The sequence below is a fragment of the Flavobacterium cerinum genome (assembly GCF_024496085.1).
GTDB classification, from domain to species: Bacteria; Bacteroidota; Bacteroidia; order Flavobacteriales; family Flavobacteriaceae; genus Flavobacterium; species Flavobacterium cerinum_A.
In genome coordinates, this window is record NZ_CP101751.1 from 2883848 (window position 1) to 2908274 (window position 24427).

26 protein-coding genes are annotated in these 24427 nt (G+C 35.1%); 20 read left to right on the forward strand and 6 right to left on the reverse strand.

The window, feature by feature from the left end; all coding sequences use genetic code 11:
• The first annotated feature begins 245 nt into the window (after window positions 1-245).
• From NOX80_RS12895 to NOX80_RS12905, 3 genes are all read left to right on the forward strand, one after another.
• On the forward strand, window positions 246-1400 hold the full coding sequence (locus NOX80_RS12895; protein ID WP_256550203.1) for a M14 family metallopeptidase: 1155 nt from the start codon (window positions 246-248) through the stop codon (window positions 1398-1400).
• 81 nt (window positions 1401-1481) lie between these two features.
• Window positions 1482-1961 (forward strand): Lrp/AsnC family transcriptional regulator, encoded by a 480-nt coding sequence (locus tag NOX80_RS12900; protein ID WP_136401578.1) that lies wholly within the window; start codon window positions 1482-1484, stop codon window positions 1959-1961.
• Window positions 1962-2046: 85 nt separating this feature from the next.
• Window positions 2047-2574: a DinB family protein gene (locus tag NOX80_RS12905; RefSeq protein ID WP_256550204.1), complete on the forward strand. Its 528-nt coding sequence runs from the start codon at window positions 2047-2049 to the stop codon at window positions 2572-2574.
• A gap of 32 nt (window positions 2575-2606) precedes the next feature.
• Here NOX80_RS12905 and NOX80_RS12910 read toward each other — a convergent pair whose 3' ends face one another.
• Complete coding sequence (locus NOX80_RS12910; protein WP_256550205.1) at window positions 2607-4706, reverse strand: LTA synthase family protein; 2100 nt, start codon at window positions 4704-4706, stop codon at window positions 2607-2609.
• Window positions 4707-4819: 113 nt separating this feature from the next.
• On the opposite strand from NOX80_RS12910, the gene NOX80_RS12915 reads away from it, so the two are divergent.
• The 15 genes from NOX80_RS12915 (at window position 4820) to NOX80_RS12985 (ending at window position 18452) form a co-directional block, all read left to right on the forward strand.
• A complete protein-coding gene (locus tag NOX80_RS12915; protein WP_256550206.1) occupies window positions 4820-5701 on the forward strand; it encodes a diacylglycerol/lipid kinase family protein in 882 nt (293 codons plus the stop codon).
• A 254-nt stretch (window positions 5702-5955) separates the two neighbouring features.
• A complete protein-coding gene (gene hisG / locus NOX80_RS12920; RefSeq protein WP_256550207.1) occupies window positions 5956-6813 on the forward strand; it encodes an ATP phosphoribosyltransferase in 858 nt (285 codons plus the stop codon).
• The gene (gene hisD, locus NOX80_RS12925) at window positions 6810-8111 is read left to right on the forward strand and encodes a histidinol dehydrogenase (protein WP_256550208.1); all 1302 of its coding nucleotides are present in this window, start codon (window positions 6810-6812) and stop codon (window positions 8109-8111) included. The genes hisG and hisD overlap by 4 nt, the downstream gene beginning before the upstream one ends.
• Entirely contained in the window at window positions 8092-9138 is a 1047-nt protein-coding gene (gene hisC, locus NOX80_RS12930) for a histidinol-phosphate transaminase (RefSeq protein WP_256550209.1), read from the forward strand. The genes hisD and hisC overlap by 20 nt, the downstream gene beginning before the upstream one ends.
• Window positions 9135-10271 carry a bifunctional histidinol-phosphatase/imidazoleglycerol-phosphate dehydratase HisB gene (gene hisB / locus NOX80_RS12935; protein WP_256550210.1) on the forward strand — a complete coding sequence of 379 codons (1137 nt, stop codon included), beginning with the start codon at window positions 9135-9137 and terminating at the stop codon, window positions 10269-10271. Before hisC ends, hisB begins: the two co-directional genes overlap by 4 nt.
• A 1-nt stretch (window position 10272) precedes the next feature.
• Window positions 10273-10854, forward strand: coding sequence for an imidazole glycerol phosphate synthase subunit HisH (gene hisH, locus NOX80_RS12940; RefSeq protein ID WP_256550211.1), 582 nt, complete (start codon window positions 10273-10275; stop codon window positions 10852-10854).
• Between the two features lie 2 nt (window positions 10855-10856).
• Window positions 10857-11576 carry a 1-(5-phosphoribosyl)-5-[(5-phosphoribosylamino)methylideneamino]imidazole-4-carboxamide isomerase gene (hisA, locus tag NOX80_RS12945; RefSeq protein WP_256550213.1) on the forward strand — a complete coding sequence of 240 codons (720 nt, stop codon included), beginning with the start codon at window positions 10857-10859 and terminating at the stop codon, window positions 11574-11576.
• A complete protein-coding gene (gene hisF / locus NOX80_RS12950; protein WP_256550214.1) occupies window positions 11577-12332 on the forward strand; it encodes an imidazole glycerol phosphate synthase subunit HisF in 756 nt (251 codons plus the stop codon). It begins immediately after the preceding gene.
• The gene (hisIE, locus tag NOX80_RS12955) at window positions 12329-12934 is read left to right on the forward strand and encodes a bifunctional phosphoribosyl-AMP cyclohydrolase/phosphoribosyl-ATP diphosphatase HisIE (protein ID WP_256550215.1); all 606 of its coding nucleotides are present in this window, start codon (window positions 12329-12331) and stop codon (window positions 12932-12934) included. Before hisF ends, hisIE begins: the two co-directional genes overlap by 4 nt.
• A gap of 43 nt (window positions 12935-12977) precedes the next feature.
• Window positions 12978-13643 (forward strand): DUF2461 domain-containing protein, encoded by a 666-nt coding sequence (locus tag NOX80_RS12960; RefSeq protein WP_256550216.1) that lies wholly within the window; start codon window positions 12978-12980, stop codon window positions 13641-13643.
• A 52-nt stretch (window positions 13644-13695) separates the two neighbouring features.
• Window positions 13696-14454, forward strand: coding sequence for an META domain-containing protein (locus NOX80_RS12965; RefSeq protein ID WP_256550217.1), 759 nt, complete (start codon window positions 13696-13698; stop codon window positions 14452-14454).
• A 148-nt stretch (window positions 14455-14602) separates the two neighbouring features.
• On the forward strand, window positions 14603-15277 hold the full coding sequence (locus NOX80_RS12970; RefSeq protein WP_256550218.1) for a response regulator transcription factor: 675 nt from the start codon (window positions 14603-14605) through the stop codon (window positions 15275-15277).
• 1 nt (window position 15278) lies between these two features.
• A complete protein-coding gene (locus NOX80_RS12975) occupies window positions 15279-16637 on the forward strand; it encodes a sensor histidine kinase (protein ID WP_256550219.1) in 1359 nt (452 codons plus the stop codon).
• 113 nt (window positions 16638-16750) lie between these two features.
• Window positions 16751-17479: a universal stress protein gene (locus tag NOX80_RS12980; protein WP_256550220.1), complete on the forward strand. Its 729-nt coding sequence runs from the start codon at window positions 16751-16753 to the stop codon at window positions 17477-17479.
• Window positions 17480-17504: 25 nt separating this feature from the next.
• On the forward strand, window positions 17505-18452 hold the full coding sequence (locus NOX80_RS12985; protein WP_256550221.1) for a bestrophin family protein: 948 nt from the start codon (window positions 17505-17507) through the stop codon (window positions 18450-18452).
• 34 nt (window positions 18453-18486) lie between these two features.
• On the opposite strand, the gene NOX80_RS12990 is transcribed toward NOX80_RS12985, so the two are convergent.
• The 3 genes from NOX80_RS12990 to NOX80_RS13000 form a co-directional block, all read right to left on the reverse strand.
• Window positions 18487-19062: a hypothetical protein gene (locus tag NOX80_RS12990; RefSeq protein WP_256550222.1), complete on the reverse strand. Its 576-nt coding sequence runs from the start codon at window positions 19060-19062 to the stop codon at window positions 18487-18489.
• Between the two features lie 21 nt (window positions 19063-19083).
• Window positions 19084-19479 (reverse strand): glyoxalase, encoded by a 396-nt coding sequence (locus NOX80_RS12995; RefSeq protein ID WP_256550223.1) that lies wholly within the window; start codon window positions 19477-19479, stop codon window positions 19084-19086.
• A gap of 77 nt (window positions 19480-19556) precedes the next feature.
• Complete coding sequence (locus NOX80_RS13000) at window positions 19557-20816, reverse strand: OmpA family protein (RefSeq protein ID WP_256550224.1); 1260 nt, start codon at window positions 20814-20816, stop codon at window positions 19557-19559.
• A gap of 243 nt (window positions 20817-21059) precedes the next feature.
• Here NOX80_RS13000 and NOX80_RS13005 point away from each other — a divergent pair, with 243 nt between their 5' ends.
• Window positions 21060-21479: an NUDIX domain-containing protein gene (locus tag NOX80_RS13005; RefSeq protein WP_256550225.1), complete on the forward strand. Its 420-nt coding sequence runs from the start codon at window positions 21060-21062 to the stop codon at window positions 21477-21479.
• On the forward strand, window positions 21476-21847 hold the full coding sequence (locus NOX80_RS13010) for an acyl-CoA thioesterase (RefSeq protein ID WP_256550226.1): 372 nt from the start codon (window positions 21476-21478) through the stop codon (window positions 21845-21847). Before NOX80_RS13005 ends, NOX80_RS13010 begins: the two co-directional genes overlap by 4 nt.
• Window positions 21848-22284: 437 nt before the next feature.
• Here NOX80_RS13010 and NOX80_RS13015 read toward each other — a convergent pair whose 3' ends face one another.
• Together NOX80_RS13015 and NOX80_RS13020 are read right to left on the reverse strand one after the other, a co-directional pair.
• Window positions 22285-22956 (reverse strand): hypothetical protein, encoded by a 672-nt coding sequence (locus NOX80_RS13015; RefSeq protein WP_256550227.1) that lies wholly within the window; start codon window positions 22954-22956, stop codon window positions 22285-22287.
• 213 nt (window positions 22957-23169) lie between these two features.
• Complete coding sequence (locus NOX80_RS13020; protein WP_256550228.1) at window positions 23170-24423, reverse strand: mechanosensitive ion channel family protein; 1254 nt, start codon at window positions 24421-24423, stop codon at window positions 23170-23172.
• Window positions 24424-24427 lie beyond the last annotated feature (4 nt).

Consider the following 24427-nt stretch of genomic DNA (forward strand, 5'->3'; position numbering starts at 1 on the left):
AATTATAAATGCCAAGTATTACAAATGTAAACAATGCAGTTGATGTAAACTTTAAGTTTAAGTATACTAACATAAAATATTGATTATAAACACTTTTACTACAATTATTAACATTTAAGTACTTTAAAACAACATGATTTACACTTGGCATTTCCTATTATTTACATTGTTAAACAAAGTCATTTTCAAAATAGTTTACAATTGTAATTTAATAGATTTTTACTTTTGTAAATAAAAAAACAACTGTGGAATTTAAAGCGCTATATCAGGATTATAAGGAAGAAACACTTTCCGGACGTTATATTACTAACAACCATATTGAACCGTTATTAAACAAACTTGCTTCTGATTTTAAAATTACTACAGCGGGATTGTCAGTAAATAAACAACCGATATACACCATTGAAGTCGGTACAGGTGATCAAAAAATATACATGTGGTCACAAATGCACGGCAATGAGTCGACAACAACAAAAGCGTTATTTGATTTTATTAATCTTTTAAACAGCAATTCATCACTTGCAAAAGCATTAAAGGAAACGTTCCGTTTTATGATCATTCCAATTGCAAATCCGGATGGCGCCACAGCTTACACCAGGGTAAATGCTAATGCTGTAGATTTAAACCGCGATTCTGTAAACCTTAGTCAGCCGGAAAGCCGGTTATTACGCCATATATACGATAATTTTCAACCGGATTACTGTTTTAATCTACATGATCAACGTACAATTTTCGGTGCCGGAAATACCGGAAAACCCGCTACTGTTTCTTTTTTAGCTCCGGCTTATAATGAAAATAGAGATATAAACACTGTTCGTGAAAAAGCTATTGGCATTATTGTTGCAATAAACGAGGAGTTGCAAAAATATATTCCGGGACAGGTAGGACGTTTTGACGATTCCTTTAATAATAATTGTATAGGAGACTGTTTTCAGTCATTAGGAACGCCGACAATTCTTTTTGAAGCCGGACATTATCCGAATGACTATGAAAGAGAAGTGACAAGAGAATATATCTTTATAGCCTATTTAGTTGCAATGCTAACTATTTCAAAAAGTGAACATGTTAGCAATAAAACGGTAGAATATTTCGAAATTCCTCAAAATATGATTGTCTTTTTTGATTTTATTTATAAAAATATCAAAATTGATGCTGCGGATAACCAAAAAATTACTAATTTCGCAGCCCAATATAAGGAAACCCTTGAAAATGATAAAATTAACTTCGAGGCTTATATTGCGGAGATAGGGACATTATCGGAATATTTCGGGCATACAGTGTACGATTTTAAAGAAGAAACGATTCTTAATGAGAAAGGATTCGTACCGGTAATTAATGACAAAGCTGATTTTTTAGTAGGAAATAAACAGAAAATTGTTAATGGTTTGCTAAAAAAATAATAATTCAGTAATTATACTGAAGAATTAGTGTTATTTTGTCGTAGATTTGCATTTTAAATATAAATTGATAAATATAACTTTATGAGTAAGTTTCGTTTGGATGAAGTAGATCATCAAATTTTAGACATGTTGATTGATAATACGCGAGTACCTTTTACCGATATTGCTAAAAAATTGTTGATCTCTGCTGGTACTGTTCACGTACGAGTTAAAAAAATGGAAGATGCAGGAATTATTCAAGGGTCTTCGTTAACATTAGATTACGAGAAATTAGGATATTCTTTTATAGCTTACGTTGGAGTTTTCCTTCATAACACTTCTCAAACCAAGTTTGTATTAGAGCGTATTAACGAAATTCCTTTTGTTACCGTAGCGCACGTTACTACAGGGAAATTCAATATCTTCTGTAAAATTAGAGCGAAAGACACTAAACACGCTAAAGAAGTTATCTTTATGATTGATGATATTGATGGTGTTTACAGAACGGAAACGATGATTTCATTGGAAGAAAGCATCAATGATAAAAAACGTTTGATGCATACGATTTTTAAAGATATGTAATTTTTAAATCATATTTTAGAAACCCTCAGCTAATCCTGAGGGTTTTTCTTTTTACATTTACACCCAACTTTAAAACCAATAAAGAATGAAACCTACTGAATTAGATCCGTCGGAATACGCACCGTATTATCAGACTTACATCAATGCGCTGGATCCGGCAATCGACCTGATTGAGGAATTGGAAATAAGCTTGTACAGCACGATAAAGTTTATTCAGGATATTCCAATGGATAAATTTGACTATCGCTATGCGGAAGGAAAGTGGACCATTAAAGAAATTATTCAGCATATTATTGATACTGAAAGGATTTTTGCCTACCGTGCACTGCATTTTTCTAGAAATGATCAAACGGAATTACCCGGTTTCGATGAAAATAGTTTTGCTGATGTTGTGAATCCGGTGGCCAATAAACGTCATTTAAAAGACTTATTAACCGAATTAACGATTGTTCGTCAGGCTACAATTACACTTTTTAAAAGTTATACTCCGGAAGATCTTTTAAAATCAGGGATCGCATCTGAAAACCGCATGTCGGTCCGGGCGCTTGGTTTTATGGTTATCGGACACCAAAATCATCACGTAAGAGTTTATAAAGAACGTTACCTTTCCTAATAAAAAAAACCTGCATTTAGCAGGTTTTTTTATTAATTATTGTTGTTGTATAATTTTTGTTTCAAATAATAAGAAGCAATCTGATAATAAGCAATACTCTCATTTATTAATTCCTGACGTTTACCGGAAAGCGGTTGCTGTTCGTAATAGATTGGTATTGTATTCGGCACAGCTGCCGGCTGAAGTGTCAATGAAAACTGTTTTGCTTTTTTTACCGGCGACAGTATCGTTAGGGTATTGTCTTTAATATAACCTAAATCCTGATACGTTGCAATAAAAGCTCTCGGACTATACCCGGCACGCAATACATCTTGTCCGAAGAATTTACTTTTATAGTTAAAATTAAGCAAGCCCATTAAAGTCGGCATTAAGTCTATTTGAGACATTAATATGTTATTTTGTCCCGGTGTAATAAATCCCGGAGCATAAATCATCGCCGGAATTCGGTATTTATCTAACGGAAGTTCTGTTTTTCCGGCACTTGAAGCACAATGATCAGCTACAATCACAAAAACAGTATTTTTAAACCAGGCTTGTTTTTCAGCTGCTTTAAAGAATTGACGTAAAGAATAGTCCGTATATTTTACACCACCTTCCCGTTGTTTTGAATCGGAAGGGATATCGATTCTATTATCCGGATACGTAAAAGGTCGGTGATTACTAACCGTCATGATATGATTAAAGAACGGCTTGTCGCTCTGTCCTTCTTTATTCATTACCTGGATCGCTTTTTTGTATAAATCCTCATCACAAACTCCCCAAATATTCTGAAATGTAATCTCTTGAGGTGTAAAAACGGATTTATCAACAATGGCATAGTTATTTCCTCCGAAAAAGTCACCCATATTATCAAAATAGGCTTCACCTCCGTATAAATATTTTACATCATATCCTTTTTGTTGGAAAATATGACCGGTTGAAAATTTATTTTTATTGTCTTTTCGTTTTACAACACTTTCTCCTGCTGTAGGAGGAAGGGATAAGGTTACTGCTTCTAATCCTCTAACGGTACGGTTTCCGGTAGCATAAAGATTTGTAAAAAACAAACTCTGAGACGCTAATGAATCTAAAAATGGTGTAATATTCTGTTCATTACCATAGGCTTTCATAAAATCAGCACTAAGGCTTTCTACCGTGATTAAAACGACATTTTTACGGGCTTCCGATCCGTTTCCGGTTATCTGTCGGTCCATTGTATTGCCGTTTAATTCCGGTATTTGTTTGTCTAAAAGAGCAAAAGCTTCGTTTTCAGGAATACTCGTGTAAAATTTAAAATAATCGAGTTCACTGTTTTTAAAGGCTAAGAAGAAACGATAGCTTCCGTTAGCTTCTAATTCGTTTGCAAAAACATTTTGGGAGTTTTCCAGTTTGGCTAACGATGGAATCGCCAATAAAGCGATACCAAATAAAGCGACATAACCGATAGTAATTACTATTTTCTCTTTAAAAGTAGGTAAATTGTCCAGGTAGTTTTTTGATTTTTTTACGATATACCAGGTTGCTAATAAAGCTATAATACCGATTCCTGTAAAAAGCGGAACAACCGGATAGGACTCCATAATATTACCGATAACGGTATTGGTATAAACCAGATAATCAACAGCAATAAAATTATAACGAACACCGAATTCATTCCAAAAGAAAAATTCACTTACCGTGTTTTGGATAATACATAAAACAAAAATAAATATCGTAAAGGAAAAAAGAGCTAATCGTATTTTTGAACGATATTTCGGTAAAAATAACAGCGCTCCGAATAATACGGTTTTTACAGCTACAAAACTGATTCCGATTTCGGGTAATACACCTCCGTATTCGTTTAAAATGGTATTTCCAAAACTAACATAGGCTAATAAAGCGACTAAAGCACCGAAAATAAGGTACCCCCAGGGCTTATTAAATTTAGAATTGGATAAAAAGGAAAGATAAAGCCATAAAAAAGAACTGATGATTACAAAGACAAAAACATCAGATAAAAAACCGACACCGAATATTTTTATAATATCTAAAAAGTTAAATTTTGCCTGTGTTATCGGATGAAATAGCAGCACTATTCTTAAAATAACGCTTGATATAATATAAAATAACAGTAAATTGTAAAAAGGGGATAACTTTTTAAGGCGTGAAATCATAATATATTTTTTAGCAAAAATATAAAAAATGCAATACGATAATCAGAATTTTTAAAAAGTTGCATTTTAAATTCCATATTTTTGCAAAAATTAATTCACTATCGCTAATTTTAATGAAATACATTCACTTTATTGTTAATCCTATTTCAGGAAAAGGTAAACATAAGATCACGAAAAAGGATCTTGAACTTTTTTTTCCGCCAGAATCGTATGAACTTGTTGTAGAATATTCGGAATACAAAAAACATGCTATTGCGCTAACTCGTGATGCGGTTGCAAAAAAACCGGATATTATTGTTGCCTGTGGTGGTGACGGTACAATTCACGAAGTGGCTTCCGGATTGGTCAATACTGACATTGTACTGGGAATCTTACCGGTAGGATCCGGAAACGGATTGGCTTCAAACCTAAATATCTCCAAAGATTTTAAAAAAGCGGTCGATACAATTAAAAACGGTTCCTATTCTGCAATTGATGTAGGAATGGTTAACGGACGTCATTATTTCTTTAGTAATATGGGAATTGGAATCGACGCACAGATCATTCGTAAATATGAAAGCATGCCAACGCGTAACCTTTCTTCTTATGTAAAGGCATCTTTATTATCGGCACTTAAATACAAACCGAATAAAATTAAGGTTGATTGTAACGGCCAAACTTTTGAAACAACGCCAATGTTGTTTTTTATATCCAATTCAAACGAAATGGGATACAATATGAGTCTGACGCCAAAAGCGAGTCTTCAGGATGGTTTTTTAGACTTTCTTGTTGTTCCTAAATTAAATATTTTTGAGCAAATGTATTTCGGTGCTTTGGTATTAATGAATAAAACCGATACGTTTAAAAAAGCAAATAGCCAGCTTGTAAAAGAGATCAATGTAGAAATTTCCAACCAAAATAGCACACCAATGCAATTGGATGGTGAGTATTATGATTTAAATAACAATATACTAAAAATAAGTATATTACAAGAGTCACTTAAAGTTGTTGTTTAGTATATTTAAAATGCTTTAAAAAAATAAATACAACAATTACTTGTTTTTTTGTTGTATTTTATTCTACATTTGCAAAACGAAAAAAGAACAAAATGTTTAGTAACCAATTACATCATCATCATTATTCCTCCGCTCAAGCGAAGTTATAATGGTATGTAGTTAACACATATATTTTCTAACCCGTTTGAGTACATCAAACGGGTTTTTCTTTTACTTTCCATTCGTTTTTGTACTCAAACCTATTTCATTTTTTTATGAGTACATTAAAAATTGCCCTTCAAAAATCGGGCAGATTAAGCGATGAAAGCCTCGGCTTACTTAAAAAATGTGGCCTTTCAATTGAAAACGGAAACGGCCAGTTAAACACCAGAGCACTTAATTTTCCTTTAGAAGTGCTGCTATTACGAAATTCGGATATTCCCAAATGCCTGATCGATGGTGTAGCTGATTTGGCTATTGTCGGCAAAAACCTATTACTTGAAAAGGGATTCTCTTTAGAGAAAATAGTACCGTTAGGCTTTTCAAAATGCAGAGTTTCTGTAGCCGTTCCGCAAAGCTTTTCTTTTGAATCCATTCAGGATCTTAACGGATTGCGAATTGCAACTTCGTATCCGGAAACAACCGCCAATTTTTTTAAATCACAAAACATTGATATTGAACTTCATTCTATTTCAGGATCGGTTGAGATTGCACCTAATATCGGATTAGCGGATGCTATAGTTGATATTGTTTCTACCGGTGATACATTGGCTAAAAACAACCTGAAAGAAGTGCTGATTATATTGGAAAGCGAAGCCGTTTTAGTGGTTTCTCCTAAGATTAAACCGGAAGCTAAAGCCATTTTAGATAAATTTCTGTTTCGTGTAGAATCGGTTTTACGAGCTTCTCAGTCGAAATACCTGATGATGAATATTCCGAATGATAAAGTAAAGGAAGTCAGTACCATTTTACCGGTTTTAAAAAGTCCGACCGTAGTTCCGCTTGATCTTGAAGGATGGAGTAGTCTACAAACGGTGATCAACGAAACGGCTTTTTGGGATGTCATTGATCAACTTCGACTAATTGGCGCTCAGGATATATTGGTTTGTCCCATTGAAAAAATTGCTTTATGAAAATAATAGAGAATCCATCGCAAAATATATGGTCGGAATTGATAAAACGTCCGTTACAGAATTACGAAACGATTGAAACCACTGTAAAGCTGATATTTAAAGAAATCGCAACAAAAGGTGATGCAGCAGTTTTAAAATACACCAACTTATTTGACGGTGTAAAACTTACTGATCTTAAAGCAACTAAGGAAGAAATATCCGAAGCGGATCAATTGGTTTCAGCTGAATTAAAAGCTGCAATACAATTAGCAAAACGAAATATTGAAAGTTTTCATATCGCACAGAAAACTGATCCGGTAGCAATTGAAACCATGCCCGGCGTAAGATGTTGGCTGGAGAAAAAACCGATTCAAAAGGTGGGATTATATGTTCCGGGCGGTTCAGCTCCTTTATTCTCAACGGTATTAATGTTGGCTATTCCGGCACAATTAGCAGGTTGTAAAGAGATTGTACTTTGCACGCCGCCTGATAAAACCGGTAAAATCAACCCGGCGATCCTTTATGCGGCTCAGATTTGCGGTGTTACAACGATTATAAAATCAGGAGGAATACAAGCAATTGCGGCAATGGCATTAGGAACGGAAACAATCCCGAAAGTATATAAAATTTTCGGTCCCGGAAATCAGTTTGTAACCTGTGCCAAACAATTTGCAACTCAATTCGGAACGGCAATCGATATGCCTGCCGGACCATCGGAATTACTTGTATTTGCTGATAAAACGGCTAATGCTTCTTTTGTGGCAGCCGATTTATTAAGTCAGGCGGAACACGGTAAAGATAGTCAGGTTGTTTTGGTTACTACCGATCAACTGTTTTTAAATAAGGCGGTGTCTGAAATTACAAAACAACTCGAAAATTTATCCCGTAAGGCTATTATAAAAGAAGCACTTCAGAATGCACGGTTTATTTATTTGGAGAAAGAAACGGATGCATTAGACTTTATAAATGAATATGCGCCGGAACACTTTATTATATGTGCCCGAAATGCGGCTCTTTTTACAGAAGGAATCCAAAATGCCGGCTCTGTATTTGTAGGGAATTATACGCCGGAAAGTGCCGGTGATTACGCATCCGGAACGAATCATACACTACCTACAAACGGGTTTTCAAAAAGCTATAGCGGAGTGAACCTGGATAGTTTTTTAAAAACGATCAGTTTTCAGCAAATAACAGCAGCAGGAATACAAAATATAGGGGAGAGTATAGCTGTAATGGCCGAAGCCGAAGGTCTGGATGCGCATAAAAATGCGGTAAGTATTCGAATAAAAACGATACAAAATGAAGCTAATGGAGATTAAAGATCTTGTACGTAAAAATATCCTGGAGATGAAACCGTATTCATCGGCCAGAGATGAATTTTATAAGGCGAATAACGAAATGATTTTTTTGGATGCTAATGAAAATCCGTTTGAAAACGGGCTAAATCGTTATCCGGATTCAAAACAATTGGCTTTAAAATTGAAAATTGCAAGGCAAAAAGGAACAACCGTAGAGCAGATTACTTTAGGTAATGGCAGTGATGAAATATTAGATCTTGTTTTCAGAGTCTTTTGTAACCCGGAAAAGGACAATATAGTCACTTTACCGCCCACTTATGGAATGTATGGGGTGTTAGCGGATCTGAATGGGATCGAAAACAGAGAAGTTTTACTAAATTGTGATTTTCAACTCGATATTCCTAAAATAATGGAACGGATAGATGCCAACACAAAATTGATTTTTATCTGTTCGCCGAATAATCCGACCGGTAATCTGATTTGTACGGAAGCTATTATTTTATTACTGAAAAGTTTTAACGGTATTGTGGTAATAGATGAAGCTTATATTGATTTTGCAGCACAGGAAAGTTGGCTTAAAAGAGGAAATGAATTTCCGAATCTTATCGTGATTCAGACTTTTTCAAAAGCCTATGGAATGGCTGGAATCCGATTGGGAATGGCCTTTGCTTCTCCGTTTATTACGAGTTTGTTACACAAGATAAAACCGCCGTATAATATTAGTACGCTTACTGTAAATAAAGGTATCGATCAGCAGGAATCAAAAAATGAAATAGCCTTAATTAAAAGAGAAAAAGAAAGTTTAATTAAAGTATTACTTAAGGTTGATTTTGTGAAAAAAGTTTATCCTTCCGATGCTAACTTTGTTTTAATTAAGGTGGATAATGCTGTACTACGATACAATCAGTTACTGGAAAACGGAATAGTTGTTCGCAACCGAAGTAATTATCCGAATTGTAAAAATTGCCTGCGTATCACGATAGGAACGGAAGCTGAAAATCAAGTGCTAATAACCGTATTGAATACCATTAAAAAAAGAGAATCATGAAGAAAATACTTTTTATCGATCGCGACGGAACGCTGATAAAGGAACCTTATGACTATAGAGTCGATTCTTTTGAAAAACTGGAATTTTACCCGGAAGTTTTCTGCTATCTTAAAAAAATAGTAACAGAACTCTATTTTGAACTCGTTATGGTGACCAATCAAGACGGATTGGGAACCGATGAATATCCGGAAGCTGCTTTTAATCCGATCCAGGATTTTATTATTAAAAGCTTTAAAAATGAATCCATTTCGTTTAGTGAAATTCTAATTGACAAAAGTTATCCGGAAGATAAACTTCCAACCCGAAAACCGGGCGTCGGAATGCTATGGTCTTATCTGAATAATCCGGAATACGATCTTAAAAATTCCTTTGTAATCGGAGATCGGCTTACAGATGTTGAATTGGCTAAAAATATAGGATGCCAAGCTATTTTTATAAACGGAGATAAAGAATTGGGATCAAGCGAACTTTCTGTAGATACAGCGTTATTACAACAATCAATTGCGCTGGAAACAGCCGATTGGAAGTCGATTTATAGCTTTCTAAAGCTCCCGCAACGAACAGCTGTGATTACACGAAAAACAAAAGAAACGGAAGTAAATATAAAACTCAATATCGACGGAAACAGTAAAAGCAATATCACAACCGGAATTGCCTTTTTTGACCATATGTTGGAACAAATTGTACGTCACGCTGAACTTGATCTGGAAATTAAGGTGATCGGTGATCTGGAAGTAGACGAACATCATACGATTGAAGATACAGCGATTACATTGGGAATGGCTTTTGCTGCCGCATTATCAAATAAGCTGGGAATGGAACGTTACGGTTTTGTATTGCCAATGGATGATTGTCTGGCACAAGTCGCGGTTGATTTCGGCGGTAGAAGTTGGCTGGTATGGGACGCCGATTTTAAAAGGGAATATATCGGGAAAATGCCGACTGAAATGTTTTTCCACTTTTTTAAATCCTTTACGGATGAAGCCCGAATTAATCTGAATATCAAAGCGGAAGGAACTAATGAACATCACAAAATTGAAGCTATTTTTAAAGCTTTCGCTAAAGCAATAAAAATGGCATTAAAAAGAAATCCGGATAAAATGACACTACCGTCAACAAAAGAACTCTTATAAAATGAAAATTGCAATTATAGATTATGGAGCCGGAAATGTTCAAAGTGTTCAATTTGCCTTAGAACGGTTAGGTTATAAAGGTATCCTTACAGCTGATGCAGATTTAATTTATTCTTCGGATAAGGTTATTTTTCCGGGTGTAGGCCAGGCATCGAGTGCAATGAACACGATAAAGGAATACGGCTTAGATTCTGTTATTCCGGAATTAAAACAACCGGTTTTGGGAATATGCCTCGGTATGCAGTTATTGTGTCAATACTCGGAAGAAGCCAATACTGAATGTTTGGGCATTTTTGATACAGCTGTTATGCGATTTTCTGAGAAAGTTAAAATTCCTCAGATCGGATGGAACATGGTCACGGATCTGAAATCGGATCTCTTTTTAGGAATAGCCGACAAACAGTATATGTATTTTGTACATAGTTATTATGTTCCGGTTATTCCGCAAAGCATAGCAACAACATACTATGATGCGGTTTTTGCATCCGCTATACAAAAAGACAATTTTTACGGCGTTCAGTTTCACCCTGAAAAAAGCGGAGAAGCCGGCGCTTGTATACTGAATAATTTTTTAAACCTATGAAAATGAGATTAATTCCCGCATTGGATATCATCGATGGAAAATGCGTTCGGTTACTAAACGGTAATTACCAAAAAATGACGATTTATAGTGATGATCCGCTTGAAATGGCGAAACGATTTGAAGCACACGGAATGCAATACCTGCATTTAGTTGACCTTGACGGTGCCAAATCGGATCGTATTATCAACTATAAAGTTTTGGAAAAAATTGCTTCTAAAACCAGTCTTAAAATTGACTTTGGCGGTGGAATTAAATCAAATGAAGACTTACATATAGCCTTTAATAGCGGGGCTTCCCAGATTACCGGAGGGAGTATTGCCGTTCAGAATCCGAAACTTTTTACAGATTGGTTGCAATTATATGGCGCGGATAAAATTATTCTCGGAGCGGATGTTATAGACGAAAAAATAGCCATTTCCGGTTGGCAGGAAGAAAGTGAGCAGACTATTATTCCTTTTTTACAGCAATATCGGGATGGCGGTGCTGAATATGTTATCTGTACGGATATTAGTCGGGACGGTACTTTAACAGAACCCGCTTTTGCTTTATATGAAAAGGTGTTAAATACTATTCCCGGAATTAAATTGATAGCATCCGGTGGAATTTCGGATACGGAAGCGCTCTTTAAACTAGACGCATTAGGATGTGATGCCGCTATTATTGGTAAAGCCATTTATGAAAATAGAATAATGTTAGATGAACTTGAAAAATTAGTAGGCTAAATGATAACAAAACGAATTATTCCTTGTTTAGACATTCAAAACGGGCGTACTGTAAAAGGTGTTCAGTTTAAAGCGTTAAAGGATGCCGGTGATCCGGTCGAACTGGCCCGTAAATATGCTGATGAAGGAGCAGATGAACTGGTTTTTTTAGACATCACAGCTACTGAAGAAAAAAGACAAACATTAGTAACGCTTGTGCGAAATGTAGCGGCTGCAATTAATATACCTTTTACAGTTGGCGGTGGCGTAAGAACTGTTGCGGATGCGGAATTACTTCTGCAAAACGGCGCCGATAAAGTAGCTGTAAATTCGGCAGCTCTTGAAAATCCGGAGTTAATTGCGGATCTCGCTAAGCGTTTTGGCAGCCAATGTATTGTAGCGGCTATTGATGCTAAACCGATTCAGGATAAATGGAAAGTTTTTAGAATGGGCGGAAAATGGGAAACGGAATGGGAACTTTTAGACTGGAGTAGAAAAGTGACTGAAAACGGTGCCGGAGAAATTCTTTTTACAGCGATTGATCAGGATGGTCGTAAAAACGGTTTTGCGAATGAAATGTTGGCTATATTAAGTCAAACCGTAAATGTGCCGATAATTGCATCAGGTGGCGCCGGAAAAATAACCGATTTTATAACCGTTTTTAAAGAAGGAAAAGCCGATGCGGCCTTAGCTGCCAGTGTTTTTCATTATAATGAAATTACAATTCCGCTACTAAAAAAAGCATTGTCAAATTATAATATACCCGTTCGATTATGATAAATAGAGAACCCGATTTTAATAAAGCGGAAAAAGGATTACTTCCTGCGATTATTCAGGATGCTACTACGAAAAATGTATTGATGTTGGGTTATATGAATCCGGAAGCCTATCAGATTACATTGGAAACCGGTAAAGTTACTTTCTTTAGCCGAAGCCGTAATAAAATATGGACAAAAGGGGAGGAAAGCGGTAATTTCTTGTATCTCACAGAAGCTAAAGTTGATTGTGATAATGATACCCTTTTGATTAAAGTGCAACCAAAAGGTCCGGTTTGCCATATGGGAACAGATAACTGTTGGGGAGAAGCTAATTTACAGAAGTATGGTTTTCTATCTGAACTGGAACGATGTATCGATGATCGCAGAAAGGGAAGCGCTACAAATAGTTATATCCGTGGATTATTTGATAAAGGAATCAATTCAATCGCACAAAAAGTAGGAGAAGAAGCCGTTGAAATGATAATTGAAGCTAAAGATACAAATGATCAATTGTTTTTAAATGAAAGCGCCGATCTGTTATTTCATTATCTGATATTGCTTCAGGCTAAAGGATTTCAATTACAGGATGTTGTAAATATTCTCGAAAAAAGGAAAAAATAATTGCCGAAATACAATCAAAAAAATCGTACTTTTAAAAGAAAAAATGATCACGAAAGCGGAACTTGACATCTTAATAACGTTAAGTAATAACAATAACCGGGAATGGTTTGCCGACCATAAAAAGGAATTTCAACAACATGAAAAGAAGGCAAAGGCATTCTTTCAGGAAGTGTACGAAGACTTAGGAAAGCTGGATAGTTTAGAAAAAATGCAGGTTTTCAGAATTTACCGGGATGTCCGTTTTTCAAAAGATAAATCACCTTATAAAAGTCATTTTAGTGTTGGATTTACCCGAACGAAACCATTATTGCGTGGCGGTTACTATTTACATATCGAACCCGGAGCCAGTTTTGTCGGCGGTGGTTTTTGGGAACCGAATGCAGAAGATCTAAACCGAATTCGTAAGGAGATTGAAATGGATGATGAAGAAATCAGAGCGATTATCTCTGATCCTGTTTTTATTGAAAATTTCGGAACATTACAGGGGGATGAATTAAAGACAGCACCGAAAGGCTTTGATAAAACACATCCGGCCATTGATTTGATCCGAAAAAAACAATATCTGGTTTCCAGAAGTTTTACAGATAAAGAAGTCATTAGTCCGAATTTCCAAAAAGAAGTAATCGCAACATTTTTGGCCATGCGACCGTTTTTTGATTATATGAGCGATGTCCTTTCCACCAATCTGAACGGAGAATCGTTGTATTAAAAGACATTGGTATGGTTTCTGCTTAGTAGGTGTCAGTTTAAAAATAATGAATATGAAAAAAATCGGAATTTTAATACTGGCCGTTACATTATGGGCCTGTAACAGTACTAACATCAAGACTAAAACAGCAACCGAAACAGTAGCTGAAACTCCGGATCAGGTTTTCTTTAAGGCAATCGGAACGGAACCTTTTTGGGGTGTGGAAATAAGCAACAATCAGATAAAATATACCACACCTGAAGATCCGGAAGGCATTTTATTTCCGGGAAGTAAACCCGTTCGCGTAATGGATGCTAATATTAAAACGTATCAGAGTAAATCAGCAGCGGGAGAAATTAAAATAACCATTTCATATGGAAAATGTTCCGATGGAATGTCGGATATGGAGCATGATTATTCCGTTACCGTAGCATTAAAAAAGAAAGGGGAGAAGGAATTTAAAGACCTGAGAGGATGCGGTAACTATATCGTAGATTATCGTTTGCACGATATTTGGGTATTAGAAGAGATGGAAGGTCAAAAAGTTACGGATGCCGATTTTAATAAACGGCCGATGATGGAAATCAAAGCAAAAGAAGCATCTTTTAGCGGAACAGCCGGATGCAACCGAATGTTCGGAAAACTCTTTTCGGAACAAAAATTATTGCGTTTTACCAATATCGGAACAACCCGAATGGCATGTGATAAAATGGCAAATGAATCCAATTTTATAAAAGCATTGGAAAGCAGTACGACCTATGAAATTAAAAATAACAGGTTATATCTGTCAAATCCGGATGCTTTAAAATTAGTTTTCAAAAAAGTAGATTAATTATAAATAAAAGAATATTAATTAATTGAGCCTTTATATTGAATTAAAACTTTAATATAAAGGCATTTTTGTTTTTCTACAAGCTCTTTTTGATTTAACGAATCGTTATGATTTAAATTTCTATTTTTGTAAAAATACGCGCTACCCTATGAAGTTGTTAATCGTTGAAGACGAACCCAATTTGCTTTCTGCTTTGCGGAAAGGACTTTCTGAAAGGAATCATGATGTAACAGCTGCATTAGACGGAACTACTGCATTAGAAATGATCAATTATACTTCATTTGATGTAATCGTTTTGGATGTTATGTTACCGGATATTAATGGAATCGAAATTTGCAGACGTTTACGATCAGCTGGAAATTATGTTCCGATATTAATGCTTACCGCATTGAGTAGCAGCGAAAATATCGTTCACGGTTTAAATGCCGGAGCGGATGATTATCTTACCAAACCATTTCAGTTTTCAGAACTTGAAGCCCGTGTGAATGCTTTGGCCCGAAGAGCAGGGCAGGACCAGAAACCGGCTGAAAAAATCGTTATCGATGATCTGGAAATCGATTCCCGTACAAAAATGGTAAAACGCAATGATGAACTTATCGTATTAACAGCTAAAGAATTTAATTTACTCTATTATCTTGCCAAGAATTCCGGGATTATTCTTTCCCGGGCTAAAATCCTCGATAATGTATGGAATATCAATTTTGATATGAATACTAATGTTGTAGATGTTTACATCAATTATTTGCGAAAAAAGATTGATCATCCGTATGAACACAAATTAATCCATACCATAAAAGGATTAGGGTATGTTATAAAGGAATAATATGCAAATTAAAAAGAAAATAACCGTTACCTATATTGCCCTTTCCGGATTCAGTACGCTCTTATTGTGTACTGTTGTTTTTTTCCTGTTTCGGCAAAATAACCAGTACTATTTCAGAAAACGACTGGAAGATCGCGCTAAAATCGTAGCTTCGATTCACTATCAACAAGATCCGCTTAAAGCGAAGTATTATCAGGAGCTTAAAAATAACGGACTTGAAGAATTAAAAGAAGAACGGGAATACGTACTAAGAGTAAACAGTTCTAATTCATTCGAATATAATACGGATTTACATCTGCCTCCGGAATTCTTTTCTTCAGTAATGAAAAACAACTCCGGCTGGATTGAGGAAAATGAAGTGTATTACTACGGACAGGTGTTTAATGAAGCAGGCACTAAATATATGGTGATCATTTCTGCTAAAGATTTACGCGGTAGTGATAGTACGTTGTTTATTACCCGTATTTTACTATTATGTGGTTTAGGTTTTATCATATTGGCCTATTTCTTTGGCCGATTCCTGGCTTTACGCGTTATCAATCCGGTATCCCGAATTACAAGTGAAGTAAAACGGATTAGTGCTTCTAATTTACATAATCGTTTACCGGATGTAACGGATTCGGATGAAATATCCGATCTGACCAAAACCTTTAATGATATGTTGGATCGTCTGGAAACGTCTTTTGAAATTCAGGCCAATTTTATCAACAACGCTTCACATGAATTAAAAACGCCTATTGCTACTATCATGGCAGAGGCGGAGGTAACCTTATTAAAAGATCGTGATACTACTGAATATACCACTACCTTAAACAATATTCACAAACAAGCCGCCCGCTTAAGCAATCTGACAGAAAGTTTACTAAAACTAACACAAACGGGATATGACGGTAAGAAACAGGTACAGGATATTGTCCGTATCGATGATTTATTACTGGATGTTAAAAGTGATCTGGATAAAATTTATCCGGGTAACCGGGTTAGCATCAACCTGAGTGATATTCCGGAAGAGGATTCTTTATTGGTTTTACCTTGTAATAAACCGTTATTGGAACTGGCTATCGGAAATATTATTACAAATGGTGTTAAATATTCAGATAATGAAGAAGTATTTGTTAACCTGACCGCTTCTAATCATCAGTTAAAAATTGTTATCAGCGATATCGGAATCGGAATCCCGCCGGAAGATATTCCGTATTTGTATGAACCTTTCTTCAGAGGAAAAAAAGCCTCCCGTTATGTGGGTTACGGACTCGGACTTCCGTTGGCTATGAAGATTATCCGTATGCATAACGGTGAACTTTCAATACAATCGGAAGCCGATAAAGGTACTATTGTAACCATTGTTTTTAAACGTTAGAACCAACATTAAAATTTCTAATGTAAATTTTTAGAATATTCTAATTTTAATTTAATTCCCTTCTCATCCCGGTGTAGTTGTTTTGCTTGTATAAATCATAAACAATTATACCGATGCATAACATACTAATTCCTACCTCATTTGAAGCCGATACACTAAATGCTGTAAAAACGGCTGTAAAACATGCTGAAACTAAAAGTTGTTCAATCGTTTTATTAACGGTTAGCGACATGCCTGATACTTCGTTCTCGGCATTATCAGCACTTAGAAATATGACACCGGATATGACGGAAGCGCAATATGCTATTTTAGAAGATTGCCGCTCACTTGTCAATGCAACTACCAATTGTAAACTAACGGTACGTCATCAGTTTGGTATTTCGGCACCGTTATTAAAAAACCTGTTGGATCATCTGGGTATTAGCCTTGTTATCCTTTCATCGCACTATAAGACAGAAACCAATACATTCCAACGTCATTTTTTAAAGTTACTGGGCAATTGTAAAAGTCCGATTCTTCATCTGGGTCAGCATTACGATGAAAACAGCTTTAATAATGCACTCTATCTGGAACGTGCCGCTGCCGGAATTGGTGTTCAGGAATTACAACGTGTGGTAAGTGAACGATTTACTTTTAAAATCGTAAGTCAGGCTTCAGTATTTGAAGAACAACGACCGGAAGAAATCACACCTTATTTATCGGAAACCATTTCTAAAAACAATATTGATTTATTAGTGGAAACCCGAAAACCGGAAAAAACAAGGTTAAAGCGAAATATTACAGTGCCGGTTCATGATAATCTGGGACTTCCGGTGCTTTCGCTACACGAAGAAACCGTCTGATTGTTTAATCTAAAAAGAAAAAAATATGCTACTAAAAAAAAGAGTGCCATTAAAATATGTTTTGGGAAAAATTAAGCTGGAGTTAGTCTTAATTGTACTCTACTGTGTTGCTTTTGAAGTATTTCATCATACTTTTCAGGCGGTTCCCACAAAAATTCCAATTGCTATACCATCGATTATCGGTACCATCATTTCATTGTTGCTGGCGTTTAAATCCAATCAGGCTTACGACAGATGGTGGGAGGCTCGTATCGTGTGGGGTGCTATCGTAAATGATTCGCGTTCCCTGATGCGACAGGTCATCGGATTTTATAAAGATCCTGATTTTTCATTACAGGCAAATGACTTTAAAGAGCGTTTTGCAAAAAGACAGGCCGCATGGTGTTATAGTTTAAGTCAGTCTTTACGAGGAAAAGATCCGATTTCGTTGATACAATCATTGTTGACAGAAGATGAGCTGCGTTTTGTAAAAAAGCACAAACACGTTCCGAATGCAATATTGATGTTACACGTTAAAGAATTGCGTAAAGCAAACGAGCAAGGGAAGATCAATGTGTACCAACAGGTGGAAATTGATAATACCTTAACCCGACTATGTGATTCGATGGGTAAATGTGAGCGTATTAAAAATACGATTTTTCCGACTACATATAGTTTGTATATCCGTTTTACATTGTTCTTATTCCTTATTTTATTACCGTTCGGATTAACCGATTTCCTGGGATGGTTCCGTATACCGTTGGTTACAACTATCGGAGCAGCTTTCTTTTTAATTGAGAAAATGGCAATCCATCTACAGGATCCGTTTGAGAACCGACCAACTGACACACCGATGAACCTTATATCCAGCAACATTGAGAAAAACTTGTTGCAAATGGTTTACGAGTATCGCAACGAATTCGAGTCAGAGGAGCCGAAATCAGTCGATATCTCGCATATTCAACCGGTTAAGAATGCTTATTTCGTGTTGTAATTTAAGAAGGACCGCTAAAACGGTCCTTCCTTATTTATTTGTTAAGTGTATAAAAAGCTTCAATTTGTCGGACCGATTCCAATTTATCGTCTTTAAAAACACATAGAAACGATCCGCTCCAGATTTTATCCGGCTGTTTTGCCATTTGTACAAACTCCGCTTTAAGTCCCGGATGACTAATACTATCCTTTGCCTGATTTACGGTAAGCCATTCGTATCGTATGCTTTTACTTTCAGGCTGGATGATTTCACCGGATTTTACTTTCGCTTCATAATGTGTACGATAAGAGACCAGCCCTGTATGATCGGATAATCCTTCAAACTTATAGGTAAAAATCCCGCGTAAATGAAAGGGTGTTATTTCTACGCCTATTTTTTTAGCCAAACCGGACAAACCTTCTTTTAAACTCTGGTTTTCATTTGATCGGATTGCCGGAGTCATCCATCCGAATGCATTTTTTTCCATTAGAATTTTCCCTGATTTATTATACAACATCAATCGTTGAATGGTATAGTTATCCTTTTTTTTAATTTCCTGTACCGGTTTGTCTAAAGCAGAGCCAATGCTGTAAATCGCTATAAAATTGAAAAGAAACAAAAAGCATTTCATGGTAAATAACGTATTAAGCTGTTAATCCAGTTCCAATAGCTGAACTTGACTTTTAAGACGTTCGATCAGTACATTCATCATTCTTTTGTTTAGATTAGAAGAATTTTTGATGTATTCCAGATATTCTTCAACGGTAAAAAGACCGATAATCATTCCTTTTAGCGAATTTCGAAATTTGATATCACGTTGGATTACATTTTCGATATAAGCCATCTTTTTTTCCGGAGTCAATGAAAAGAAAACATTTTTTTGTTTTACAGCATAATTCAGGAATACCTGAATGAAAAGTTCGTTTTGCAATCGTAAGATCGGACGTAAGATTTTGTTTTGAAAAATTTCTTCCGACGAAGACTGTTCTGTGATCATTCCTAAGGCATCTCCTCTAAGATCGATCAGAAAGGTGTCGCGATTTTCCATTTTTTATTTTAAAGTTATAAAAAAACCGCTGCGGAATCACAGCGGTCTTTTATAAGTTATGAATAAGATATTGTTAATTACTTGATCTTAAAAGTAACACGTCTTACTAACTGACGGGCAGCTTTGGAGTCTTTTGCAACAGAACTATCCACACCATTTCCGATAATATTTAATCGGGAAGCGGCAATACCGGATTTAATTAAAACATTTTTCACGTTTTCAGCTCGTTTACGGGAAAGTAATTTATTGTATTCCGAATTACCGATTTCATCTGCATATCCGATTACATCCGCTTTAGCTTCCGGATTTGCTTTTAAATATTTCACTAAGAAATCAATTCCTGAAACCGAATTAGTCGCCGGTTGTGTCTGATTAAAATCAAAATAGACATTTACATATCCCTGATTAATCATTTCTTTAAACGTTTCACTGCTTATAGCAGATCCTTTACCGTTTCCGTTATTGTTACTGTTACTTCCGTAATTACGTTCCAAATAGCTTTCCAATTCATCCGGAATACCGTTGTTATTTCTGTCGATAGCTCTACCTTTAGTATCTACTGCCACACCCGGAATTGTATTCAGTTCAGCATCTAAATAATCCGGCACGCCGTCTTTATCAGAATCATTCATCATAGTTTCCAAATCACCGATTCGTTGTTCCAGTTCAGCTAATCGGTCTACTTTATCTTCTTCATAATACCAGTCGGCATGTCTTTCATTTTTACCTAAATAAATGGATAAACCAACCGTTGCATTGTATAGTGTACCGTTAAATCCGCGATCTTCCGGAGCAACTGCGCCATCAAAAGTTCGAGATTGACGTACATTATTGATCATCGAAAAATCAGCATTTAATGCAATTCGTTCCGAGAATTTAATTTGTCCGGTTAAACCGACAATATGATTTAGCATGTTATCATTACCTTTATAACGATCATTGGTCATAAAAGCATATCCGATACCGGTATGAGCCTGTACATTTAGACGTTGTGTCCAATCTTCAAAATTAAGAACACGTCCCAGGTTAACAACACCTTGCAAAGTTGTTCTGTAATATTTTGCTTCAAAAGAAGCACTCTTAGGAGCGTTTTCAAATTGGTCATAACCAACGTCTGCTTTTAAACCGAATTTAGAATTAAACATATAACGTACACCAAGATCAGCATGAAAAAGATTGTAATCTTTTGCAAAATAACCGGTAGTCATTGAAGCAGTAGGTTTACTGACTCCTCCGTTAATGTCAATCGACCATTTGTTGAAGTTTGGTTTTTCCTGAGCTGTAGCAGTACCTAAAGTAAGTACCGTTACAAATAAAGGCAGCATAATTCTTTTCATTCACTTTATTTTTTAAATTCAACACAAAATGTTGAAAATTTCTATTAATCGGTCAAATATAGTGAGATTAATACGTAGGTGAGAGGTCAGGTTATTGATCAAGCCTTGAAAACAAAGGGATTCCACTCATTTATATTTAAAAAAAACATATGTTTATTATTTATTTTTTCACAGGAATTAGTTTAAATTGCATATTTATAACAAATAATTACTTAAAATTTCGAGATACATAAATCGTACTTTATGAGAAAATCTAACATTTTTTTAACAGTTGATACTGTAATTGTTAAAAAAAGAGCAACTGATTTTAGTCTGCTTTTAATAAAAAGAGCCAACGAACCTTTTAAAAATGACTGGGCACTTCCGGGTGGTTTTGTCGATACAAATGAAGATTTAATGGATGCCGCTATTCGCGAATTATCTGAAGAAACCAACATTAAAACCGAAAAACTGGAACAGATTGGAGCGTTCGGAAAACCGTTTCGTGATCCGAGAAATCATGTGGTTTCCATCGCTTATTTTGGAGTTGTTCCCGAAGAGACTATTGGAATTGCTGCAGATGATGCAAAAGAAGTAGGCTGGTTTCCGATAAAAGAGCTTCCGAAATTAGCATTTGACCACGAAGAAATAGTAACTTTGGCACTGCAAAAATTTTTATCATGATTTATCAGACAAGAAAATGGGTTAAACCCGAAGATTTAAATGCAAACGGTACACTTTTCGGAGGCAAACTTTTATCCTGGATCGATGAAGAAGCCGCTTTGTTTGCTATTATCCAATTAAAAAACAACAAAATTGTAACCAAGTTTATGTCGGAAATCAATTTTATGAGTTCGGCGCGACAAGGTGATATTATTGAAATCGGTATTGACCTGGTGAAATTCGGCAGAACTTCTATTATCATGAAATGTGAAGTCCGAAATGTAATGACAAAAGACGTTATCATTACAGTAGATGCGATCACTATGGTCAATCTGGACAGTTTCGGTCGTCCGGCAGCCCACGGAAAAACGGAAGTTGAAATTATCTAAACATACAAACAGGTCATTCAAATTATTGTTTTAGAATGACCTGTTTTCTTTTATAGCCGGGCTATTTTTTTTATTATGGAAAGGATATAGTAGAGAATAAAAGCGGAAAAAATAATAACAAGCAAATTCCAGATAAAATTATTAAAAAGGTTTCCGGTTTTATAAAAGTAAATTACAACTATACTTATTAAATATCCCAATAAAAAAAAGGGAATCAAATAAAATAAAAATCTTTGTCTTTTTGTACTAACCCTTTTCTCTAAAAATAATTCATAAAAAACCAATGATAAGCCCAGATTTGAAAAAATAAGGAGTAACTTACTATCTGGATTTTTAAAATCGTTTTCATTTAGAAATACAAAGCTAACAATACTTATCAGCCATGCTGATATAAGTAATACTATATAAACTGACGGTTTCATTCTTTTGATGTAGTTTTAGCAAGAACCAAATATGCTTACGTAACTAATCACTTTACCTGCGACTGCCGCTGCACATCCCAAGCCTCCGGTTCCAATACAACTAACTAAGCCTACCGTTGCAACTGCATTTCCAGCAATAGATAATCCGCACCAAAAACTTTTAGACCTTTTGTAATTGACAACATCAAATGATTTTGTATTATTAAAGTTTTGATAGACAATAGAAATAAACTCTTTAGCAGTAATAAATTCAACTAACAAAATTTCCTTTTGTTCTAATCTCAAATCCCTAGAAATTTTTATTTTATCAATTGAATTCGTTATATAAGTATTTATTTTCTCAATATTTTCTTCTTTTGCAATTTCTGATATAGTTCTCCAAAAAATAGTGTATGTGTTTTCAATTTTATCAGTAACAAATGTATTATCTACAAAAAAAATCTTTAAATCATCTTCAGTAGGGGTATGGTTTTGACTTTTTTCATAAAGCAAATCATTATATTTCTGTTCTAACAGTTTGCTTAAATAATTTATTCTCATATTAACAACAGTATTAATACGATTCATTGATAAATCACTTATCTGTGTAGCTGTTTCTAATTCTAAATCGCTGTTTTGACAATTCGTACAGATTAGTAGAATAACAAATAATAAAATTGAATTAATCAATTGTTTAAGCCTTTTCATAATAAATATATTTAAAATTCAACATCTTAAATATAAGTGTTTTACATTAAATCGACACAATATAACATTTTGTGATATCATGTTGATTTAATGGTTTTCTAATTAACAGAATTAATTTAAAACTAAGAAAAAACTGTACAGTATGATAGAAATAGAACAATAAGATATATAAAATTTAATTCTGAAAATGCCTGAAAATAAAGGAAAATCGAACTATTCTTCTATATAATTCTTCCGATTGGAATTGGAAGGCAATTCAAATATTTCAAGATCAAAATAGTTTACCGATGCGATAATATGATCGAAAATATCGGCCATAATATGTTCGTAATTGATCCAACGCTTATCCGAAACAAAGGCATAAATCTCAATTGGAATCCCTTTATCGGTAGGCTGTAAATGACGCACCATCAAATTCATTTCCTTATTAATTCCGGCATGACTTTCCAGATAACTGGTCAGATATTTCCGGAATAGTCCTAAGTTAGTCAGGTTTCTACCGTTTATAGCCAAATCCTTATCGATATTATTATTGGTATTGAATTTCTCAATATCAGACTGTCGATGTTCAATATAAGACGTGATCAGTTGAATCTTCTTAAAATGATCAATTTCTGTAGGCTGAATAAAACGGACGCTATTCTCCTTAATTAATATATATCTTTTGATTCGTCTTCCGTTAGAATTCTGCATTCCTCTCCAGTTTCGAAAAGAATCCGAAATCAGACTATAGGTCGGAACCGTAGTTGTTGTATTGTCAAAGTTCTTTACTTTAACCGTCGCCAGATTAATCTCAATTACATCACCATCGGCACCGAATTTATCAATCGTAATCCAGTCACCAATACGAACCGTATCGTTTACCGTAACCTGAATACTCGCTACCAATCCTAAAATTGTATCTTTAAAAATTAAGATAATAATAGCCGAAATTGCTCCGAATGTTCCTAATAATGTTTTAAAATTGGTATCAAAAAGGATTAAAACCAAATAGGTAATGGCATAAACCCATAAAATGATCATTATTACCTGCGTATAACTGTCAATTGGCTTATCGCTAAATTTCGGTTTTTCTTTCAGATAATCCTTTAATGAGTTAAAAATACTTCTGATAATCCAAAGAGAAAGGAATACCATATACGTTTTAACGCCTTTAGCAAAGAAACTTTCCCAATAGACAAAATTTTTCAGGATTACCGGTACGACTTTACTTATAAAATAAAGCGGAACCAGATGCGCTACATATTTGGCTGTTTTATTGGCCACCAGAAAATCATCAAAGCTGGACTTTGTTTTTTCCGCGATAATAGCCAATATAATGATGAGTATCTTTTTAAAGATATAATCTAAAATATAAGCGATAACGATCAGGATCACGATATTGACGACCAGATTGAGGTACGTCGCCCAGGTATCGCTAAAATCCAGATTTTTAAGAATTTTATATGCCCAATTAAAGATCTTCATATTT

Excerpts from the sequence above, each read along its gene's own strand:
- NOX80_RS12980 (WP_256550220.1), top strand. The coding sequence starts at position 16,751 with ATGCATAACATACTAATTCCTACCTCATTTGAAGCCGATACACTAAAT.
- NOX80_RS12900 (WP_136401578.1), top strand. The coding sequence starts at position 1,482 with ATGAGTAAGTTTCGTTTGGATGAAGTAGATCATCAAATTTTAGACATG.
- hisF (WP_256550214.1), top strand. The coding sequence starts at position 11,577 with ATGATAACAAAACGAATTATTCCTTGTTTAGACATTCAAAACGGGCGT.
- NOX80_RS12965 (WP_256550217.1), top strand. The coding sequence starts at position 13,696 with ATGAAAAAAATCGGAATTTTAATACTGGCCGTTACATTATGGGCCTGT.
- NOX80_RS12990 (WP_256550222.1), bottom strand. The coding sequence starts at position 19,062 with ATGAAATGCTTTTTGTTTCTTTTCAATTTTATAGCGATTTACAGCATT.
- NOX80_RS13015 (WP_256550227.1), bottom strand. The coding sequence starts at position 22,956 with ATGAAAAGGCTTAAACAATTGATTAATTCAATTTTATTATTTGTTATT.
- NOX80_RS13005 (WP_256550225.1), top strand. The coding sequence starts at position 21,060 with ATGAGAAAATCTAACATTTTTTTAACAGTTGATACTGTAATTGTTAAA.
- NOX80_RS12915 (WP_256550206.1), top strand. The coding sequence starts at position 4,820 with ATGAAATACATTCACTTTATTGTTAATCCTATTTCAGGAAAAGGTAAA.
- hisB (WP_256550210.1), top strand. The coding sequence starts at position 9,135 with ATGAAGAAAATACTTTTTATCGATCGCGACGGAACGCTGATAAAGGAA.
- NOX80_RS12975 (WP_256550219.1), top strand. The coding sequence starts at position 15,279 with ATGCAAATTAAAAAGAAAATAACCGTTACCTATATTGCCCTTTCCGGA.
- hisC (WP_256550209.1), top strand. The coding sequence starts at position 8,092 with ATGAAGCTAATGGAGATTAAAGATCTTGTACGTAAAAATATCCTGGAG.
- NOX80_RS13000 (WP_256550224.1), bottom strand. The coding sequence starts at position 20,816 with ATGAAAAGAATTATGCTGCCTTTATTTGTAACGGTACTTACTTTAGGT.
- NOX80_RS12905 (WP_256550204.1), top strand. The coding sequence starts at position 2,047 with ATGAAACCTACTGAATTAGATCCGTCGGAATACGCACCGTATTATCAG.
- NOX80_RS13010 (WP_256550226.1), top strand. The coding sequence starts at position 21,476 with ATGATTTATCAGACAAGAAAATGGGTTAAACCCGAAGATTTAAATGCA.
- hisH (WP_256550211.1), top strand. The coding sequence starts at position 10,273 with ATGAAAATTGCAATTATAGATTATGGAGCCGGAAATGTTCAAAGTGTT.
- NOX80_RS12985 (WP_256550221.1), top strand. The coding sequence starts at position 17,505 with ATGCTACTAAAAAAAAGAGTGCCATTAAAATATGTTTTGGGAAAAATT.
- hisG (WP_256550207.1), top strand. The coding sequence starts at position 5,956 with ATGAGTACATTAAAAATTGCCCTTCAAAAATCGGGCAGATTAAGCGAT.
- hisIE (WP_256550215.1), top strand. The coding sequence starts at position 12,329 with ATGATAAATAGAGAACCCGATTTTAATAAAGCGGAAAAAGGATTACTT.
- hisD (WP_256550208.1), top strand. The coding sequence starts at position 6,810 with ATGAAAATAATAGAGAATCCATCGCAAAATATATGGTCGGAATTGATA.
- hisA (WP_256550213.1), top strand. The coding sequence starts at position 10,857 with ATGAGATTAATTCCCGCATTGGATATCATCGATGGAAAATGCGTTCGG.
- NOX80_RS12970 (WP_256550218.1), top strand. The coding sequence starts at position 14,603 with ATGAAGTTGTTAATCGTTGAAGACGAACCCAATTTGCTTTCTGCTTTG.
- NOX80_RS12995 (WP_256550223.1), bottom strand. The coding sequence starts at position 19,479 with ATGGAAAATCGCGACACCTTTCTGATCGATCTTAGAGGAGATGCCTTA.
- NOX80_RS12910 (WP_256550205.1), bottom strand. The coding sequence starts at position 4,706 with ATGATTTCACGCCTTAAAAAGTTATCCCCTTTTTACAATTTACTGTTA.
- NOX80_RS13020 (WP_256550228.1), bottom strand. The coding sequence starts at position 24,423 with ATGAAGATCTTTAATTGGGCATATAAAATTCTTAAAAATCTGGATTTT.
- NOX80_RS12960 (WP_256550216.1), top strand. The coding sequence starts at position 12,978 with ATGATCACGAAAGCGGAACTTGACATCTTAATAACGTTAAGTAATAAC.